The following is a 17,645-nucleotide window of genomic DNA, read 5'->3' as shown; positions in this document are numbered from 1 at the left end:
TTGTGCGCTTGTTCCGCCCGCCATGCACAGGCCGGGGCGTAAGGTGGGTTTAGCGATGGCGGGTTTGCACCCTAATCAAACAGGCTGGCAGCGGCAGCTTGTTGTGCCGGGTCTGCCAGATTGCCAACACGGCGTAAAAAACTGTGTTTTTCTTCATAATAGCGTTTTCCAAGGTCGGCAAAGCTGGTGACCGCGACCTTGGTATTGATATGAAATTCGCGTTTGGGCACTTTGGTGGCCTGTTCCGCCCCGATCAGGTTGGCAAGGTCGGCATCGATCACGTCGGCAACCCCGTCCAGTTCGATACGGTTTTTCAGGCTGTGCAGGAATTTGCGAAAGGCGGGGTGGCGGCGCATAAAGGCCGGTTCGGTCAGCAAAAAGTCATTGGCGGCAAAGTCCGGTGCATTATCCACCACAAATTCGCGACATAGATGGTCGGTGGCAAAGCACATGGGGCCGAAAATGAAATTGCGATAGATATCTTCCTTAAGCTGCCAGAATTTATCCAGGCGCTGAAGCGATTCGTCATCCAGTTTTACCGCCGCTTCAAGCAGCAGGCGCGGATGGCAATGTACATAGTGCGGATGCACATATGTTTTTGTGCGGCTGATCCCTTCGAGTGTATCGATATTGACCGGGCCGGTAAAAAGGGTGGCATGCGGGTGGTCGGATTTTTTTGATAAAATCGCAATTACGGCCTCGGGGTCGACATTGTGCTTTTCCAGCAAATGGCGCACCGATAAATCCAGGTCCACTTCACCCATAATGATTTTGTTGGTTAACTGATGGTGGTTCAGGTTAAAGCGCCGGGCGAATTCGGGTTCCAGCGTGTGCGAAAATGGCCCGTGCCCAATATCGTGCAGCAGGGCCGCCGCGCCCAAAAGGTCGCGGTCAGCCTCCGGCAGGCCGTTTAACCGGCAATATTGTTGCGATAGCAAAGCAACACCAATGCTGTGGTCATAGCGGGAATGACGAATATTGGCCGGTTTGCCGTTGGGATGAAACAGATAGTCGATCGCGCCCAGAAACGAAATTTCGCGCAACCGTTCAAACGCGTGCGATGCGATCAGGCGTTTGTGTAACGGGCGGTCAAAGGCCGAGCTGATCTGTGCGCGTTTGAAATGATAACTATATTGCGGCGCATTGGGAAAAAGCTGGTTCCATTCGCGGATGTCTTCGGCGTTAAAGTCGCTGTCAAACAGGTCCTGGGCGATCGGAGTTTGTGGTGCCGGGGGCAGGGCGGGCGAATCCTTGCGGGGCGCTGCCGGTTTTGGCGTGGCGCGCGGTGCAAAAAGATCCAGCTGCGGTTTGACACTCATTCTGATACTAACTGCGTCGATTTTTGATCAAGGTAACGGCAATGGCAGACATAGCCCGATTTCCCCCTTATGTCATTGCGGATTTTCCGAAAATCATCGAAACTGCCCCCAAGGTCAGGACCTGTTAATATGACCGTAATTGTTTTAAAAGCCCGCCTAAACGCGCACAAAATATAAATGGATGATTGGTTGTAATTACGTGACAGGGGTTAGGTCCACATACCGTAAGGCATGTCGGCGTCTTCGTCGTTTAACGATGAAACAGGACCCGTTTGTCATGTCTAAATTATGGCGATTTTCTGCGTTTTCAGCGGGTTATGCAATTTTTTTTGACATCATGCTGCCCGGCATTTCCCGTGCGCAGGCGCAAAGCACCACCTTGCAGGGGAACCCTGAAATTACGGTTCCTGCCGGTGGGTTCCTTTCGGCGCTGGGCGATCTTGGCGTGCGGGATTTAACCGTAATTGGTCTGGCGACATTGGGCGGGGCGGCCATTGCCGGGGCCATCGGCTGGCGGCTGGCTGTGCGGATGCGCCGCCATCTTGAGGAAGCTGAAGACCTCGAATCGCAAATGGAAGACACGGCTGCGCTGTTTACCCATTTGTTTTATGCGGCCCCGGACCCGGTTTATTATTGGGCCCATAAGGGATTTGTCGATGGGGGCAGCCCTGCCCTGATGCGCAGTTTCAGCCTGGCCGTGGATGCGCGTTTTCCCGATTTGCTGGAACAATTGCGCGAAGAAGATGCCCGTACGCTGCAAGACCGGGTACGAACCCTGAAATCCAGCCATGAACGGTTTGAAATCTGGGTTGGTGCGGTGGATGGCCGCAAATTTCATGTTACGGGCACAGTTGCAAGGCGGGACCGCAAATCGTCGGTGCTGGGCCATGCTGTGTGGTTTCGCGATGAAACCCGCCATACCCGCGAACGCGAAAGCCAGATTGGCGATTTTGCCGCCCTTCGCCACGATGTTTCCAGCCTGCGCCATGTGATGGACGAATTGCCATTTCCGGTGTGGCGGCGCGATAGCGACCTGAACCTGGTGGATTGTAACGCCGCCTATGTCGAGGCGGTTGAACAAAAAAATGCTGCCGATGTTATCAGTGCTGGCAGTGAATTAGGGGCGGGTGTGATCCCCGATCATGGCAGGGCGCTGGCGGCGTCTGCCCTTCGCAATCATGAAACCACAACACGGGATTACCACGTTGTCATGCTGGGGGACCGGCGTTTGCTGCGTATTACCGAATCCCCGGTTTTACAGGGCGACGATGTCGGCGGCATGGTGGGGTTTGCCATTGATTGTACTGATCTTGAGGAAAAACAGGCTGATCTTTCGCGCCATGTCCGCGCCCATGCCGAGGTTCTGGAAAATCTGGGTACGGCCATTGCCATTTTTGGCGGTAACAAACGGCTGATTTTCTTTAATGCGGCTTTTGCCGCGCTGTGGGATCTCGACGAGGAATGGTTGCTGGGCGAACCCGCCCTGGAAGATTTGCTGCGCCGTTTGCGCGATGAACGTAAATTGCCCGAGGTCACCGACTTTGGCCAGTTCCGCGATCAGGAAAACCAGCGTTTCACGGATCTTTTAAAGCCGGTTGAAGATCTTTTGCATTTGCCAAGCGGCGTAACATTGCGCCGGTTCGTTTCGCCACATCCGTTTGGCGGGCTGATGTTTGCCTATGAAGATGTTACCGACAAACTGGTTCTGGAAAGTAGTTATAACACCCTGATTGCGGTTCAGCGCGAAACGCTGGAAAACCTGCATGAAGCGGTGGGTGTCATTAGCGGCGATGGCCGCCTGCGTCTGTATAACCATGGTTTTGGCGATATGTGGGCGCTCGATGATGTGTTTTTGGCGGCCGCCCCGCATTTATCCGATGTTATTGAAAAATCGCGCGATTTCTGGTCTGTCCCTGGTGACTGGGGCAAGTTTAAAAGCCGGATGGTGGCGCGCATTACCAACCACGAACCGATGTCGGGGCGCCTCGAACGCAGCGATGGCAGCATCATCGATTTTGCTGTGGTGCCCTTGCCCGACGGGGCGGTGATGATGTCCTATCTGGATGTTACCGACAGCATTCGGGTTGAACGCGCCCTGCGCGAACGGAACGAGGCCTTGCGCACCGCCGATCAGATGAAGTCTGACTTTATTTCGACCGTATCACGCGAACTGACCCGCCCGCTGGACCATATTAACGGGCTGGCCGACCGGATGTTGCCACATCTGCACGGTAATGTGTCGCAATCGGTGGAAATTATCCGTACCGAAGCCCAAAGCATGTTGGCCCTGGTTGATGATATGCGCGACCTGGCGACTCTTGGGTCTGGTCAGGTTGCACTGGAGCTTGATACCGTTGATCCGCGCCGGTTGTTGCGTTCGCTTGAAGCATTAACACGGGCGCGTCTGGCGGAATTGAATGTGTCGTTGCGGCTGTATTGTTCGCGCAATATCGGCTGGATGGTGGCTGATGAACGCCGGTTGAAACAGGCGTTGTTTATTCTGGTGACCAATGTTCTGCGTACAGCACCCGAAGGCAGCGAAGTTTCGGTTGTGGCGCGGCGGCGTGGCGATGATATCGACATTACGATTGGTCTGACCGACGAAACACCGCAACCGATGCTGTTTGAAGGCTTGCGTGACGGCGAACCGGCATCGGCACGGCGTGCTTTGGGTATGGCGATGGTCCGCGCCGTGGTCGAAATTCATGGCGGACGGGTCAAAATCAGTCGCGATGGTCGTGAAATTTCCTGCATTCTTCCGGCGGGCGAAGAAAGTGACCTTGGGTAAGAACCCGGCGGTGAATACATCCCTAAACACAATAAAGCCGCCGTTCCGAGAGGGAACAGGCGGCTTTGCTATTTGGTAAGTGGCGTCGCTGCCCTCAGGCAGTCACGCGAAACGGCACATCGGCTCCGGCCATGCAGGCATCGATATTATCAAGCGCACGGGTGCCCATTGCGGTGCGGGTTTCGGCGGTGGCCGATCCCAGGTGGGGCAGCAAAAACGTGTTGGGCAAATTACGATAGGCGGGCGCAATATTGGGCTCGCCTGCAAATACGTCCAGCCCGGCCGCCGCCAGAGGGCCCGATTTAAGGGCCGTAATCAAATCGGTATCATTGACCACGTCGCCGCGGGCTGTGTTGATCAGGATGGCCCCCTTGGGCAGTTTTTGCAGCAAAGTGGTATTGACCATGCCCCGTGTTTCGGCGGTGGAAGGGCAATGAAGCGACAGGAACTGGCAATGGGGCAGCAAGGCATCGATGCTGTCATGATAGGTGGCACCATTTTCCTGATCAGCGGGCAGGCGTGTGCGGTTAAAATAATGGACTTCCATATCAAATCCGCGTGCCCGTTTGGCCACGGCCTGGCCGATGCGACCCATACCGATAATGCCCAGTTTTTTGCCGGTTACCTGTGTGCCGATCATGTGGGTGGGCCGCCATCCGCGCCAGCTGGCGGTGCGAATTTCGGCTTCGCCTTCACCGGCACGGCGGGCTGCCCCTAAAATCAGCAGCCATGCAATATCGGCGGTGGCGTCGGTTAAAACGCCCGGTGTGTTGCCAATGATCACGCCTTTTTGGGCGGCGGCGGCCAGGTCGATATGGTCGGTCCCCACCGAAAAGGTGGCGATTATTTTAACTTTGGCGGGCAGGGCCTGGAAAAAATCGCGATCAATCGGGTCGCCGACTGAAACCAGTATCGCATCTGCATCCTGTGCCAGCGCCAGAATTTCTTCGCGGGTAAGCGGATTGTCGTTTTCGTTAAGGCGCACATCATAGCTTTCATGGGCGCGGGCTTCGATATCGGCAGGCAGGCGGCGGGTAATGGCAAGAACCGGTTTCATCTTTTCAATCCAGATCATTGGCAGGTATCGATGGTCAGAGTATCGGCGGAACTGCTTTAGAACAATTGATGCATCGCCAGGCGAATGCCGATAACCGTAATTGTCAGTGATAACAGGAAATCCAGCATGACAATGGCGACGGCGTTAAACACGGGCACAGACAGGGTTATCATCACGATGTAACCGCCATAAACCATCATGGCGACGACGGAAATCAGGGCAAATCCACCCGCCCCCAGGCCGGGAAAGGCGGTGCCCAGCAACAGCGCCAGCAAATAGACCCCCATTTGCAGCACGCTTGACCAGTTATAAACCGTAATAAACGCAATATAGCGTGACTGACGTTCCAGCACGGCGGTGATGTGATGCATCACCAAGGGAAAAGCCAGCCATTTGATGACAAAGGCAATGGTTTCAATGCTGAGATAGCGCACCACTGGAAAATCATCGGGTGCGCTGCCCAGATCGTGCCAGCGCAACAGGGCAAAGGCCGGGAAAACAATGACGGCGGCGATAAAAGATCGCCAGAAGCCGTTAATTGTAAAATTAAAATAGCCCACGCCACGCGCATCGCCGTGGGCAATGCGCCATGTGCCATAAAGGGCGCGCAGGGTTTCGGTGGCGATCGTCATGGTAGCGACTGATTTCCGGTTTTGGGCCAACGATATGGCCGTTTTCAAGATTGCATCCAACATAGGGCGTTTTGATCCCGGTTGGAAAGAGGCAGGCTGTGAAATATAACCGGTCAGGCTTTGCACATATGCTGTTTGAGCGGAATGCAGCGACGATGCGCAGATATCTTCGCCATAAAAAATGACGGGCCTTTTGCAAGGAACCCGCCATTTTCATTACATTCCGGTGTTGGCACCTAGCTATCGGGTGCGGATGCCGAACCTGGTTTTATTCGTCACTGTGAACAGACCAGCGCAGAGTGGTTTCCTTGCCCGCAGGCAGGGTGATTTGCCATTTAACCTGCCCTGCCTCAAGATCCTGATGCGGGTTGTTTTCGTCGATAATTTTCCAGTTGGCAGGCAGCGTTTCTTCAACACTCACCGTTTCATCACGCGGACCACTGTTTTTTAAGGTCCATTCCAGGGTTGCGGCAACTTCGTCGGGCAGGTTTTTACGTGCCTGGCGGTCATAGGAAACCACATGGCGGCTGCCAGTAATGTCGCTTGCCTGGCCCAGTGTCAGGTGGGCTTTTTCGCCCGCCGGGGTCAGGTTGATCTGGTCTTCGCCCAGAAATGTCGCAATGCCATCGGTATCGTTGGCATAAATGCGAATTTGTCCTGCCGGCCACGGGCTTTGTTTGTCCGTTCCGCCATCATTTTCGATGGTTAACTGCAATTCTGGCCGGATAAAATCCTGACTTGTGCCTTTGCCGCTGTAATAAATGGATGTGTTGCCATAAAAGGTCATTTCGCGCTGTGCCTTGATCTGGCGGTTATCAAGCAGCGGCAGGGTAACGGCATCGCCGTTTTTCATGTTCAGGCCGTTATAGGGGCCATAAACATGCAGGTTTTCAAATTTGCTGCGGTCGGCTTGCCCGCCCATGCTGTCGGCGCTGGATGACATCAGCATTTCGGTACGCATGGCTTTCGCCATTGGCCGGGGTGAATTCTGGTTGGGGTCACCGGCGATCAGTTGCAGGTTGGCATTTTCAATGTCGCCGCCGCTGTTATTAACGATGCGCGCGCGTGCGCCAAGGTCCAGTGTGCCGGTTTTGCTGTCATAATGCCCGACATAGGCGGTTTGCCAGCTAATGCCGCCAATCAGATAAGCCAGCGATACATGGTCGGTCGCGGCTGATGTGCGAATGGTGGCATCAAGGGACGGGCGGGTTGTATAATCATCGGGAAGGGCAGGCATGACGATGTTTTGCGTTGGCACATATTCAATGCCATCGGCGGTTTTAACCAATGCCTGACCATCAAGAGCAACCAGTGTTGCGCTAATCAGGTCATCATCCCGGCGGATTTTAATATCCTTGCCAATAAACTGCTGCAACAGGGCATACCCGCCGCGGGGGCCGGTTGGCTCGGTTGTGGTGATGAGTTGCAGATTGGCAGTTTTATCTGCCCCGATCAGCAAGGAATCATCAAGCAGGGTTTCTGGCAAATCCATGATTTTAAGGGTCTGACGACCTGCCGAAAGTGATGCCTGGCGTTGTTCGGCGATCATGGTCAGATTGCCGGGGTAAACCGTCATGCGCAATTTTGTGCGATCAGACGCAGCCAGCGGCACCGAGGTTTCGGCATTGTCGGCTGCATCGGCAGCCTGGGCATCGGAAATGGACAAATCGGGCGCCCCGAACAGGGTTGCGCCCAGAATGGTTGCAAGAACAAGACGATTGCGCAGTTCTGATGCCATGAAAGGGTCCTTTTGACGTGTGACAGCCGTTTGGGCCTGAATGGGTTTTAATAACAGGCAGTGTGGCGGGCAAACATGGCATCAAAAAGGAAAACAGCATTTATTTTGCCCGATACCCGGTAACAAGTTTTTGAAATGTTTGCAGCAATTGGTGTTGATACGATTAAAAAACGAATTTCCATCTATCACAAAAAAGGAAGATCCCGGGCTGGATCTTCCTTTTTGGGCGACATATGGCCTGGTTGTGGCCGTACGCGATTGTGGTGGGCGGCAAAAGTGGATTTACACCGTTAACGGATGGCGGAAATCATATTGTGGCTGGTTTAGTCGCACCTGAAAGGCTGTTTGGCGGTTTGTGTCGATCAGGATAGGCGCGCGCAAATTAACGGTCATTTCCACGTCTTGCGCCCCTTCGGCTTTTTGCAGGGTTATGATCAGGATAATGGCCAGATTTTCCTGCGCAATGCCGTGGGACGCGGCAAGCGGATCAATATCTTCATGCGCAATCAGGCCGCTTTCGGCATTATAGGGCGCAACGATAAAGGCAAGTTCCGGATCGGTCAGGCATTGTAACAGTTTGAACGAATTGGATATTTCGCTTGGGAAATTAGCAAGGGCAAAGACGTTGTTATCAGAAAAACCGCTTAGCCCGGCAGGCATGTAAATTGCTTTGTCCCAGCGAAATTCGCGATCCCCCATCAGGGTCGAGATGGTAATTGTCTGCGGTATATTGTTTTCGTTCAATTCATCGCGGATGATATTTTCTAACATGCCTCGCTCCAATACCGTTTCCTGCTGTCTTTTCGTGGCAGCTATTCAAGCATATATTGGCGTGCGGTGCGTGCAGGTAAAGCAACCAGATCAATTTTTATGAAAATAAAATGTGAAATTGCACCAAAACCGGGTGTGCCCTTAAACAGGGCAAGGTGGTAGCGCCCTTGGGCGGGTTGATGGGCTTAACCACAACGCCCCGCTATTGCAGGTTCCGCCAACCAGGCCCTGTTTTGAGATGAAATTCCTGGGCAGGTGCCTATATCACACGGCGAGGGTTGATTTTGTGCGTTTACGCGATTGAAACCGGACTGGGATCGGGGCGGAAAACCCTTTGACGCGAATGGTATCCCGGCTTGGCAGGGCATTTAGAAACATGTGACCGGTGCGGGGTAACTCTTTTTCAAGCTGGCGGGCGAAATCCTCGCTCATGACAAGTTCGGCATTGAGGGTGCGGGTTGCCCGTTCCAGTCGGCTGGCAAGGTTAACCGTTGCGCCAATTACCGCAGGCGTAACCGATTCGCCTTCGCCAATATCGCCAACCACCGCCGGGCCATAATGCAAACCTACGCCAATGCGCAATGGCAAGGTGCTATCGGCGGGGTCCTGTGCGTGCCAGTCGCGAATACGTTCAATCATCGCCTGGGCCGCCGACAGGGCATTGGCGGTGGGGCACGACATGGCATCAAAGGCACCAAAGCTGGCCATCATTGCATCGCCGATATATTTTTCGACAATCCCGCCATAGGACGCAACCTGCGTGGTCATGGTGCCATGAAATCGGTTCAGAAGGCGCATGACATCTTGCGGGTCACGGTTTTCGGCATAGCTGGAAAAGCCGATAATATCGGCAAACAGCACCACACATTCGCGCCGTTCACCAATGCGGATCGGTTCGTCGCGTTCGGCCAGCTGGTCGGCCAGGGCCGCAGGAAAATAGCGCGCAAGATTGCCGTGTGCGCGTTCGGCGGCGGCAAACTGACGGATCAGAATACGCAGCCTTGCCACCATCACAGCACAGGCCAGGGTAAAGACAACAACAATCACCACCTGTTCTGCGAGTGCGGAAACATCCAGATATTCCGGCCGGTTATAAAGCGGCACCTGGCCGTTTTCTCCGGGGCTCCATTGGTCGCCAAAATGCTGCGAAATCAGGATGCCGGGCCGATTAACCAGCCAGATAATGCCGATGACCCAAGCATTGAACAACCATAGGCCGAACCATAAAATCAGGCGTGGTGAAAAGGTCAGAATAACCAGCGCCATCATGATCATGGAAAAGACGATGCCACGATCACGCGCAACAAAACTGTACACCCATGCTTCGTGGTCGATCAGCGGGTGGCGCGGGTCTGGCACGACCGAGACATACACAATCAGCAAGGCATCGGTAATGGCCAGCACATAGAGCAGCCAGCGCCAGTTATGCCCGCGATAGGCGACAAATATTTGAATGGCAACGCCGGGAATAAACCACGTCAACACCTCCAGCAGCGAATACAGCTCGCCGCTGGGGGTGTTGGATTTGCTAAACAGCAACAGGATGAAAGCCAGCATGGCGATGCGCAAAAACGCAACGACAAACAACCCCCGCCGTTCTTCACGGTCGACCAGGCGGTCAAACAGGGTTGGTTTTTCAGGACTTGCTTGCATTGGCCAGTAATTCAGCCAGGCCATCCTTGTCACGTATGACCAAACGACCATCGCGGCGTGTAATCAGGCCGGCTTTTTCCAGTTCCCGCAGCTTTTTGTTTACGGCCTCGCGGGTGACGCCCAGCATATAGCCCAGTTCCTGTTGTGAAAGTGGCAGCGCAATTCGAATGCCTTCCGGGTCCGGCCCGCCATGACGTTCGGCCAGCCATAGCAGGCGTTTGATCAAACGGGCGGTTAAGTCCAGGAAATTGGCATCTTCCAGCAGTGCACTGACCCAGCGCAGGCGACGGCACAAAAGGGCCGTGATATGGCGGCGCAATTCGGTTTCGCGGTCAAAAATCTCGAAGAAATTATCCCGCGAAATATAAAGCAGCCGCGTAGGGCCAACCGCACGCGCACTTGCCGTGCGTGGTTCGCTGTCAAGCAAGGCGATTTCGCCAAAAACAGCGCCGGGTGCCAGCACGTTAAGGACAATTTCCTTGCCCGAACCTGACAGGCTGGAAATACGGATTTTGCCTGCCTCAACGGCATAAAGCCCATCGGCAGGGTCACCTTTTTCAAACAATAAATCACCGTCCGCCAACCGTTTGATGGTGGCGGATTCTGATAATTGCTCCAGCAGGGCCGGATCAAGGTCTTCGAATAAAAAGCTACCTGCGAGAATGCGCGAGGCGACTTTTGCAAACTGTGGTGGTGTTGTGAAACTGTTCACTGCGTCCTCAGGGGAGAAGGCGTAACGTAAGGATCGGAGACTACCGAAGTTCCAACGTATCACGAAAAGGTACATAAGCGGCAAGCCTTTTGCCCGGTCTTTCTGTGGCTTGCACAAAAAAGTGTGCTTTTTGCGTGATATTCACCCGGATACTGGTGTCTTTTGGCGGCAATCGGACTCCCCGGATTGTCGCCATGCCGGAATATCGTTGCCAGTTGCGTTTTCCCCGAGATGTGATTGGCATAAATATCGTTCCGGTAAGCTCGATGTTATCAATCTTGCTTTTTCCGGTCTCGCTGTTCGCAGTGGGGCCGGATTTTTTTGATGGCAGGTTATTGCACCAGGGCACAACGGATAAAATACCGTTATTTATGTGGCGATATTGACTTGTTAGCTGCGCGCACGCAGGGCGGCAGTAAGGGTGCCGTCATCAAGATAATCGAGTTCACCACCGACCGGTACGCCATGCGCCAGCCGGGTGACTTTAACCCCGGTTTCAAGCAGACGTTCGGTAATATAATGGGCAGTGGTTTGTCCATCGACGGTCAGGTTTGTGGCTAGAATCACCTCATTGACGCCGGTATCGACCACGCGTGATACAAGCTGGTCTATGCGCAAATCTTCGGGGCCGATGCCATCAAGCGGGGATAATGTGCCGCCCAAAACATGATACAACCCCTTAAACGATGATCCGCGTTCCAGCGCCCATAAATCCTGCACTTCCTCGACCACGCAAATCATGTCGCGCTGGCGATTGTGGCTCGCGCAGATATGACAGGGATCTGTCACATCGACATTGCCGCAAACGGCGCAGTTGGTCATGGCACGTGCTGTTTCTTCAAGGGCGTGGGCCAGCGGTATCATCAGGGTTTCGGGTTTTTTCAACATCTGCAATACCGCGCGTCGGGCCGAACGTGGCCCAAGGCCGGGTAACCGGGCCAGCAATTTGATCAGATTGTCTATTTCCCGTCCTGTCATGATTTTCCTGTATCACAGATGGCAATGCGTCATTTCTGGCACAAAAATAAAGGGCGGCGCAATGCCGCCCTTATATGGTGTCGTTTCCCGGTGTCATTCGCACCGGTAACGGCCCGTTTTAAAATGGCAGTTTGAAGCCTTCGGGCAGGTTCATGCCCCCGGTTACGTCTTTCATTTTTTCCGAAACCGTGGCTTCGACCTTAACCTTGGCATCGTTATAGGCCGCAACGATCAGGTCTTCGAGGACTTCGACGTCATCCGGATCGACAATGGTTTTATCGATGCTAAGGCCGCGCATTTCGCCTTTGCCATTCAACATTACCTTGACCATGCCGGCACCGGACTGGCCTTCAACTTCCAGCTCAACCAGTTTTTCCTGCATTTCCTGCATTTTGGACTGCATCTGCTGGGCTTGTTTCATCATCCCTGCAAGGTTCTTCATAGCTCGTCGTCTCCTTCGAGATAAAACGCATCATCATAAACCGACCCACTGTCATCGCCTTCGGCCAGTTCCGGGGTTTGATTTACCGGTAAATGCACCGCGACGATTTTTGACGATGGAAATCCTTCAAGAACAGCCTTCACCAGCGGATCAAGTGACGCATCCGCCTTGCGCTGTTCAAGTTCTTCAAGTTCCTGTTCTTTCAGGGTAGCGGCACCCTGTTCGCGCTCGGAAACCGATACAATCCAGCGCTGCCCGGTCAGGCCGTTAAGCGCCTTGATCAGTTGGCTTGATAAATCGGCATTTGCGCCGCGCGCGGGCCGAAAATCAATTCGGCCTTTCTCAAATTTCACCAGATGAAGATAGTTTTTCACCTGAATGGCAAGGCCGGTGGTTTCCCGGTCTGCCGATAGCAAGGCCACCACGTCTTCAAGGCTTTCGGGCATTTTGGCATAAACAGGCTGGTCGGCCTGCTGGGGGGCCGGGGCATGTTGGTGTGAAATGGCCCGTGCGGCATTGCCGCCACCATTTACAACCTGCATCCGTGGCCCACCACCACCACCGCCATTGCCGCCGCCGGCGGGGCCGTTATTGCCTGCTGCCGGGCCATTCAGGCCCGATTTCAGCTTTTTAATCAAATCACCTGGAGATGGCATTTCCGCGGCATAGGCCAGGCGGATCAAAATCATTTCGGCAGCCTGAATCGGCGATGGGGCAATCCGGGTTTCTTCCAGCCCTTTAAGCAGCATCTGCCACGCGCGGGTCAATTGCGGCATTGCCAGCTTGGCGGCAATTTCGCGGCCCCGTTCACGTTCAATTTGTGAAACACCTGGGTCGTTTGCGGCATCAGGTGCCAGTTTTACCCGGGTTAACCAATGGGTCAGGTCCAGTAAATCCTGCAACATCACGGCCGGGTCACCGCCCAGTGCATATTGCGCGCCGAGCAATTCCAAGGCTTCGTTGATTTCACCCTTCATGGTCAGATCAAACAAATCAAAGATCCGTGACCGGTCCGACAGGCCCAGCATGTCACGCACCTGCTGGGTGGTGACCTTGCCCGCGCCATGCGAAATCGCCTGGTCGAGCAGGCTCATGCCATCGCGGACCGAACCATCGGCGGCACGTGCAATTAACGCCAGAGCTTCGTCTTCAATCTCGGCATTTTCCAGCCCGGCGATGCGCTTGTAATGGGCGACCAGTTCGTCGGTTTGCACCCGGCGCAAATCAAACCGCTGGCAACGCGACAGCACCGTGATGGGAATTTTGCGAATTTCGGTGGTTGCGAAAATGAATTTCACATGCTCTGGCGGTTCTTCCAGCGTTTTCAGAAGCGCGTTAAACGCACTTTTCGACAGCATGTGCACTTCGTCGATGATGTAAATCTTGTAACGTGCCGATGTCGGGCGATAGCGCACCCCTTCAATCAACTCGCGAATGTCATCAACACCCGTGCGCGACGCGGCGTCCATTTCCATGACATCGACATCGCGGTCTTCGGCAATGGCGCGGCAATGCTGGCAAACCCCGCAGGGCTCAATGGTGGGGCCACCAGTCCCATCGGGGCCAACGCAGTTAAGTGCGCGCGCAATGATACGTGCCGTGGTGGTTTTACCAATGCCGCGCACCCCGGTCAGAATAAAGGCATGGGCCAGCCGCCCGCTTTCCAGCGCATTGGAAAGGGTCTTGACCATCGGCCCGTGCCCGATCAGTTCGTCGAACGATTTGGGCCGATATTTGCGAGCCAGTACCTGATATTCGCTTTTGGGCGTATCTGGGCTGGCGGTCTGGATCTGATCCGTCATTCATCCGGTCCGGCATGTTTGTGGTACGCGCATGATATGGTGCGCGATTGTGTTTTAACAGCATCGGGCATCACGGGCAAAGGCCGATCTCTGCATTGATGCAGCATTTGCGCCCGTGATCCCATATATCGGTTTGTTTCCTGTCAATATATGGGGTGATACCGGGTGCCGGCCACTTGCATTTGCACATAAATTTACCCAACGCATGACAACGCCAGCGATAAATAAGACAAACCAATATGTGAATATGGAGAAACGCAACCGGAATGGACCGTTGTTGCAAGGGTGAGAGACTGGACCGCGACCCGGAAAAACTCGTTACGGCTGCTACCTTCCGGTCCTGACCGGGTTGGCGAGCGGTCCGTCCACGACCAGCCTCTCGCCCCCTATATCGCGCAGGGCGTTTAAAAACGCAAGGGCCGATTGGGAATTTTTATAAAGTCCATGTTCGGCCTTTGCCTGGGCGGGGTTGGCGGTCTAATCTCTGGCAAATTTAAATGTACGGCTGGCGCACAACATGGGCTGCGGCGGTCATTATTTGCAGGTAGGAAATGGAACAGTTGTTTTATGCGTCTGTCGGGTTTGATCGCGACGCAGAAATTCGCGGTTCATCGCGGTGGCGGCAACAGGTTTTGCGCGAATCCGATGTACGTATTCTGATATGCCATGGCGGTGACCCGCTATTTGTCCAGCCCGAGGAAAGCGGCGAACATGATATTGTCATGCTTGATGCTGCCCGGCTGTTGCAGCTTGATTTTGATCACGAGGCGGCAAACTGGGCTTATCTTGGGCGCCATGCCAGCGGGCCGGTCATCGCCCTTGATGTATCGCCACTCGAAACCGATCGCGATCAGGCAGCCAGCGCGCTTAACGGGGCCTTTGGCGATATGCGCACCCGCATGGCGGCCTTGCCCCACGAGGAAGCCGCCCTTGCCGCACAGGCGCGTGCTTTGTTTTTATGGCAGGCACGGCACCGGTTTTGCGGGGTGTGCGGTCATCCTAATCATATCGCCGAGGCGGGCTATCGGTTGCAATGTTCCAATCAGGCTTGTGGCACTGCGCATTTTCCGCGGACCGACCCGGCGGTGATCATGCTGGTGCATCATGATGACCATGTTTTGCTGGCACGTTCGCCGCAATTTCTACCCGATATGGTGTCGGTGCTGGCTGGTTTTGTCGAGCCGGGCGAAACCCTGGAGCAGGCGGTGCAGCGAGAAGTGTTTGAAGAAGTAGGCATTCGCACAAAAATGCCGCGTTATATTGCGTCTCAACCCTGGCCTTTTCCGGGTTCTTTGATGTTGGGTTTTGTGTGTGAAGCCGAAGATACCAACATCACAATCGATAATAACGAAATTGAATATGCGATGTGGGTGCATCGCAATGATGTGCATGATCTGGGCAGCCGGGGTATCAAGTTACCGCGTGAAATCTCGATTGCACGTTATTTGCTGGAAAACTGGACGCAGGGTCGTATTTGAATTTAACTTTCCCAAATATAGTCAGATCACCAAAATAAACTGACCTTATATGTGAGGAAAATGGACAGGATGATATGTCGGCTATTATGTTTTTTAGCCTTGGTCTTTGCCTCAAGTCCGGCTGTCGCCCAACACAGAACCGATGTTATGGTTGGGGTTTATGAATACAGCGTGGTGCATTTTTACCTGCACGACAAGGAAACAGGGTTTGCCCACGATCTGGTCCGCCGCCTGAATGAAGTGCAGGGCGATTATCATTTTGTGACCGTCGAAACATCTTCCCGTCGTCGTTATAACGATCTGGCGTCGGGACGGATCGATATGATCCTGCTCCAAAATCCGGACTGGAACTGGCGTGGTCGCGATGTCGGGTTTTCGACACCGATTGTCTGGGAATACGATATTCTGGTGGCGGGTCGTGCGCGGGTACCCGGTCCCTCATATTTCAATAATGTGCTGGAGCGTTCCATTGCCGGGGTGTTGGGGTTTCATTATAAGTTCGCCGATTTTCGCGACGACCCCAAACAGCTGACCCGGCTGCTTGATATTTCATTGCTGTATAATGAACCCGAAGTGCTTGAAGCCGTGATTCGTGGTGATGCTGAAATTGGTGTGGTGTCCGCCGGGTTTATGTCGCGCAAATTTAGCCATGTTGCCGATTTGGCCGACCGCATTGCGATGGGGCCGCGTGCCGATAACAGCTATCAGCTTGCATCTGTTATATCGCGCAATGCCCCGATTACGGTTGAACGATATAACAGTTACCTTAATGATTTGCGGGCCGAAAATGCCATTGCCCCGGTTTGGTCGCGGTGGCATCGCGGTGTGTTACCCTGATGCGGATGGCGAATTGCTAATTCCCGATTGGCGGGATGCGGGCGATAACATTGCGCCGAACGGTTTCAGGGCGTTCACGCCATGCAACTAGGCCGGCTTCCGCATTGGCATAGGCCTCGGCCAGTTTTAAAATATCGGCGGCATGATCTTCGATTGTCAGGTTGCCGTAAACATACCCCCATTTTCCCGCCGCGCTCAGGGCGACAGAACATCCCGATTTGCAATTGCTCAGGCATTCAACCGGCACAATATCGAACGATGCCGGGTCGGTGCGGGTTGCCATTTCGTGCGATAAGGCATCATAAAGCCGTTTGCCATCACGATGGCGGGTTGCGTCTGTTTCGCTGTTGCCGGCGGTATCAGAAGCACCGGCGCTGGCACGGCAGGTAATGCAAATATTAAGTCGGGCCTTGGGCGGATTGGCGGTATTGGCAGTCATTATGCGGTGTCTATCCGGGTTGGGGGTCATGCGGTCTGGCGGATGGTTTTGGCCGGTTCGAATGCGTCACTTACACGAAGTTGAACGTTGCTTGCAAGTTGGCGGTTGATCATCGGGTGGGCGGCCTCGTTGATCAGCAAGGCAATGCCGACCGCCGGAAGAGGGGGGAAACCGTCGCTATGGTCAAGGATTTGCAAGCTGTCATTCACTGTAATCGCGGCCAGGGCCGCCACACCAAGCCCGTCGCGCACCAGATGCAAAAGCGATGCGGCCTGCCGGGTCGTTGCCAGCAATTGAAACGCCCGGCCTGATTTTGAAATTGCGTCAATTGCCCAGGCGTGAAATTTGCAATCTTCGGCAGGCAGAACCAATGGTAGCGGATTTTTGAGGTGCTGTTGATGTTGTGCCGATGTGGCCCAGACACCGGCCTCGCGACGTAAAAAATACCCTTCCTCGCCTTTTTCCGACCGGCTGATAATGGTTAAATCCAGTTCGCCCTGATCAAGCATCCGGCGCAAAATGATGGTCGGGTTGATCGAGATGAAAAACTGTACAGCCGGGTGAATGTCACGAATGGCACGCATCACCACAGGCAGGATTTTTTCTGCATAATCATCGGGGCAGCCGATACGAACGGGGCGTGATATGGTTTCACCCCGGATACTTTCCCGTGCTTCATCCTGTAACGAAAGAATACGCCGGGCATAACCTACCAGGGTAATGCCTTCGTTGGTCAGGGTGACATTGCGCCCTTCGCGGCTAAACAGTTTTTGGCCCATGGTTTCTTCCAGCCGTTTCATTTGCATGGAAAAGGCCGATGGCGTTCTGCCCACGCGGTCAGCTGCCCGGTTAAAACTGCCGCATTCGGCAAAGGAAACAAAACTGCGCAAAAGGTCGGCATCCATAAGACGATGTCCTGTCTGTCAATTGGGGCTGTCCGGATATGATAGCGGTAGATCGATCAGAAATAATCATCAATAAAATTGACCAATAACATCA

The 17,645-nt window shown here is 54.1% G+C and carries 15 protein-coding genes and 1 other RNA gene; 3 read left to right on the top strand and 13 right to left on the bottom strand.

The genetic code is table 11. The features are described 5' to 3' along the window. Nucleotides 1-71: 71 nt before the first annotated feature. A complete protein-coding gene (locus tag J4E05_RS22300) occupies nt 72-1,319 on the bottom strand; it encodes an HD domain-containing protein (RefSeq protein WP_085595663.1) in 1,248 nt (415 codons plus the stop codon). 529 nt (nt 1,320-1,848) lie between these two features. Between J4E05_RS22300 and J4E05_RS22295 the strand changes: the two genes are divergently transcribed. After that, nucleotides 1,849-4,107, top strand: a complete 2,259-nt coding sequence (locus tag J4E05_RS22295) for a PAS domain-containing sensor histidine kinase (RefSeq protein ID WP_503012362.1) — start codon at nt 1,849-1,851, stop codon at nt 4,105-4,107. A gap of 94 nt (nt 4,108-4,201) precedes the next feature. Here J4E05_RS22295 and J4E05_RS22290 read toward each other — a convergent pair whose 3' ends face one another. The 10 genes from J4E05_RS22290 to ffs all read right to left on the bottom strand — a co-directional run bounded on the left by J4E05_RS22290 (nt 4,202) and on the right by ffs (nt 14,272). Continuing rightward, the gene (locus tag J4E05_RS22290; protein ID WP_349600300.1) at nt 4,202-5,164 is read right to left on the bottom strand and encodes a 2-hydroxyacid dehydrogenase; all 963 of its coding nucleotides are present in this window, start codon (nt 5,162-5,164) and stop codon (nt 4,202-4,204) included. 56 nt (nt 5,165-5,220) lie between these two features. After that, a complete protein-coding gene (locus J4E05_RS22285) occupies nt 5,221-5,796 on the bottom strand; it encodes a hypothetical protein (RefSeq protein WP_085595667.1) in 576 nt (191 codons plus the stop codon). Between the two features lie 268 nt (nt 5,797-6,064). Beyond that, complete coding sequence (locus J4E05_RS22280; protein WP_349600298.1) at nt 6,065-7,534, bottom strand: DUF4139 domain-containing protein; 1,470 nt, start codon at nt 7,532-7,534, stop codon at nt 6,065-6,067. A gap of 282 nt (nt 7,535-7,816) precedes the next feature. After that, entirely contained in the window at nt 7,817-8,305 is a 489-nt protein-coding gene (gene fliW / locus J4E05_RS22275) for a flagellar assembly protein FliW (RefSeq protein WP_349600296.1), read from the bottom strand. A gap of 264 nt (nt 8,306-8,569) precedes the next feature. Continuing rightward, the gene (locus J4E05_RS22270; protein ID WP_085592768.1) at nt 8,570-9,982 is read right to left on the bottom strand and encodes an adenylate/guanylate cyclase domain-containing protein; all 1,413 of its coding nucleotides are present in this window, start codon (nt 9,980-9,982) and stop codon (nt 8,570-8,572) included. Further along, the gene (locus J4E05_RS22265) at nt 9,942-10,670 is read right to left on the bottom strand and encodes a Crp/Fnr family transcriptional regulator (protein ID WP_085592770.1); all 729 of its coding nucleotides are present in this window, start codon (nt 10,668-10,670) and stop codon (nt 9,942-9,944) included. The genes J4E05_RS22270 and J4E05_RS22265 overlap by 41 nt, the downstream gene beginning before the upstream one ends. A 390-nt stretch (nt 10,671-11,060) precedes the next feature. Further along, complete coding sequence (gene recR / locus J4E05_RS22260) at nt 11,061-11,648, bottom strand: recombination mediator RecR (protein WP_349600293.1); 588 nt, start codon at nt 11,646-11,648, stop codon at nt 11,061-11,063. A gap of 118 nt (nt 11,649-11,766) precedes the next feature. Continuing rightward, nucleotides 11,767-12,090, bottom strand: a complete 324-nt coding sequence (locus tag J4E05_RS22255) for a YbaB/EbfC family nucleoid-associated protein (protein ID WP_085592774.1) — start codon at nt 12,088-12,090, stop codon at nt 11,767-11,769. Continuing rightward, nucleotides 12,087-13,892, bottom strand: coding sequence for a DNA polymerase III subunit gamma/tau (locus tag J4E05_RS22250; RefSeq protein WP_349600291.1), 1,806 nt, complete (start codon nt 13,890-13,892; stop codon nt 12,087-12,089). The genes J4E05_RS22255 and J4E05_RS22250 overlap by 4 nt, the downstream gene beginning before the upstream one ends. A 285-nt stretch (nt 13,893-14,177) precedes the next feature. After that, an RNA gene (ffs, locus tag J4E05_RS22245) (signal recognition particle sRNA small type) lies at nt 14,178-14,272 on the bottom strand. Between the two features lie 171 nt (nt 14,273-14,443). On the opposite strand from ffs, the gene nudC reads away from it, so the two are divergent. Continuing rightward, entirely contained in the window at nt 14,444-15,370 is a 927-nt protein-coding gene (gene nudC / locus J4E05_RS22240; RefSeq protein ID WP_349600289.1) for an NAD(+) diphosphatase, read from the top strand. Nucleotides 15,371-15,517: 147 nt separating this feature from the next. After that, complete coding sequence (locus J4E05_RS22235) at nt 15,518-16,207, top strand: transporter substrate-binding domain-containing protein (RefSeq protein WP_349600287.1); 690 nt, start codon at nt 15,518-15,520, stop codon at nt 16,205-16,207. Nucleotides 16,208-16,223: 16 nt separating this feature from the next. Here J4E05_RS22235 and J4E05_RS22230 read toward each other — a convergent pair whose 3' ends face one another. Beyond that, on the bottom strand, nt 16,224-16,646 hold the full coding sequence (locus J4E05_RS22230; RefSeq protein WP_349600285.1) for a DUF1636 family protein: 423 nt from the start codon (nt 16,644-16,646) through the stop codon (nt 16,224-16,226). 26 nt (nt 16,647-16,672) lie between these two features. After that, nucleotides 16,673-17,551 carry a LysR family transcriptional regulator gene (locus tag J4E05_RS22225; RefSeq protein WP_085592784.1) on the bottom strand — a complete coding sequence of 293 codons (879 nt, stop codon included), beginning with the start codon at nt 17,549-17,551 and terminating at the stop codon, nt 16,673-16,675. Between the last annotated feature and the right edge of the window lie 94 nt (nt 17,552-17,645).

This window comes from Thalassospira sp. NFXS8 (genome assembly GCF_040148805.1).
Taxonomy (GTDB): Bacteria; Pseudomonadota; Alphaproteobacteria; order Rhodospirillales; family Thalassospiraceae; genus Thalassospira.
Note: the sequence above shows the minus strand (reverse complement) of the source record. Positions and strands in the feature narration are given on the sequence as shown.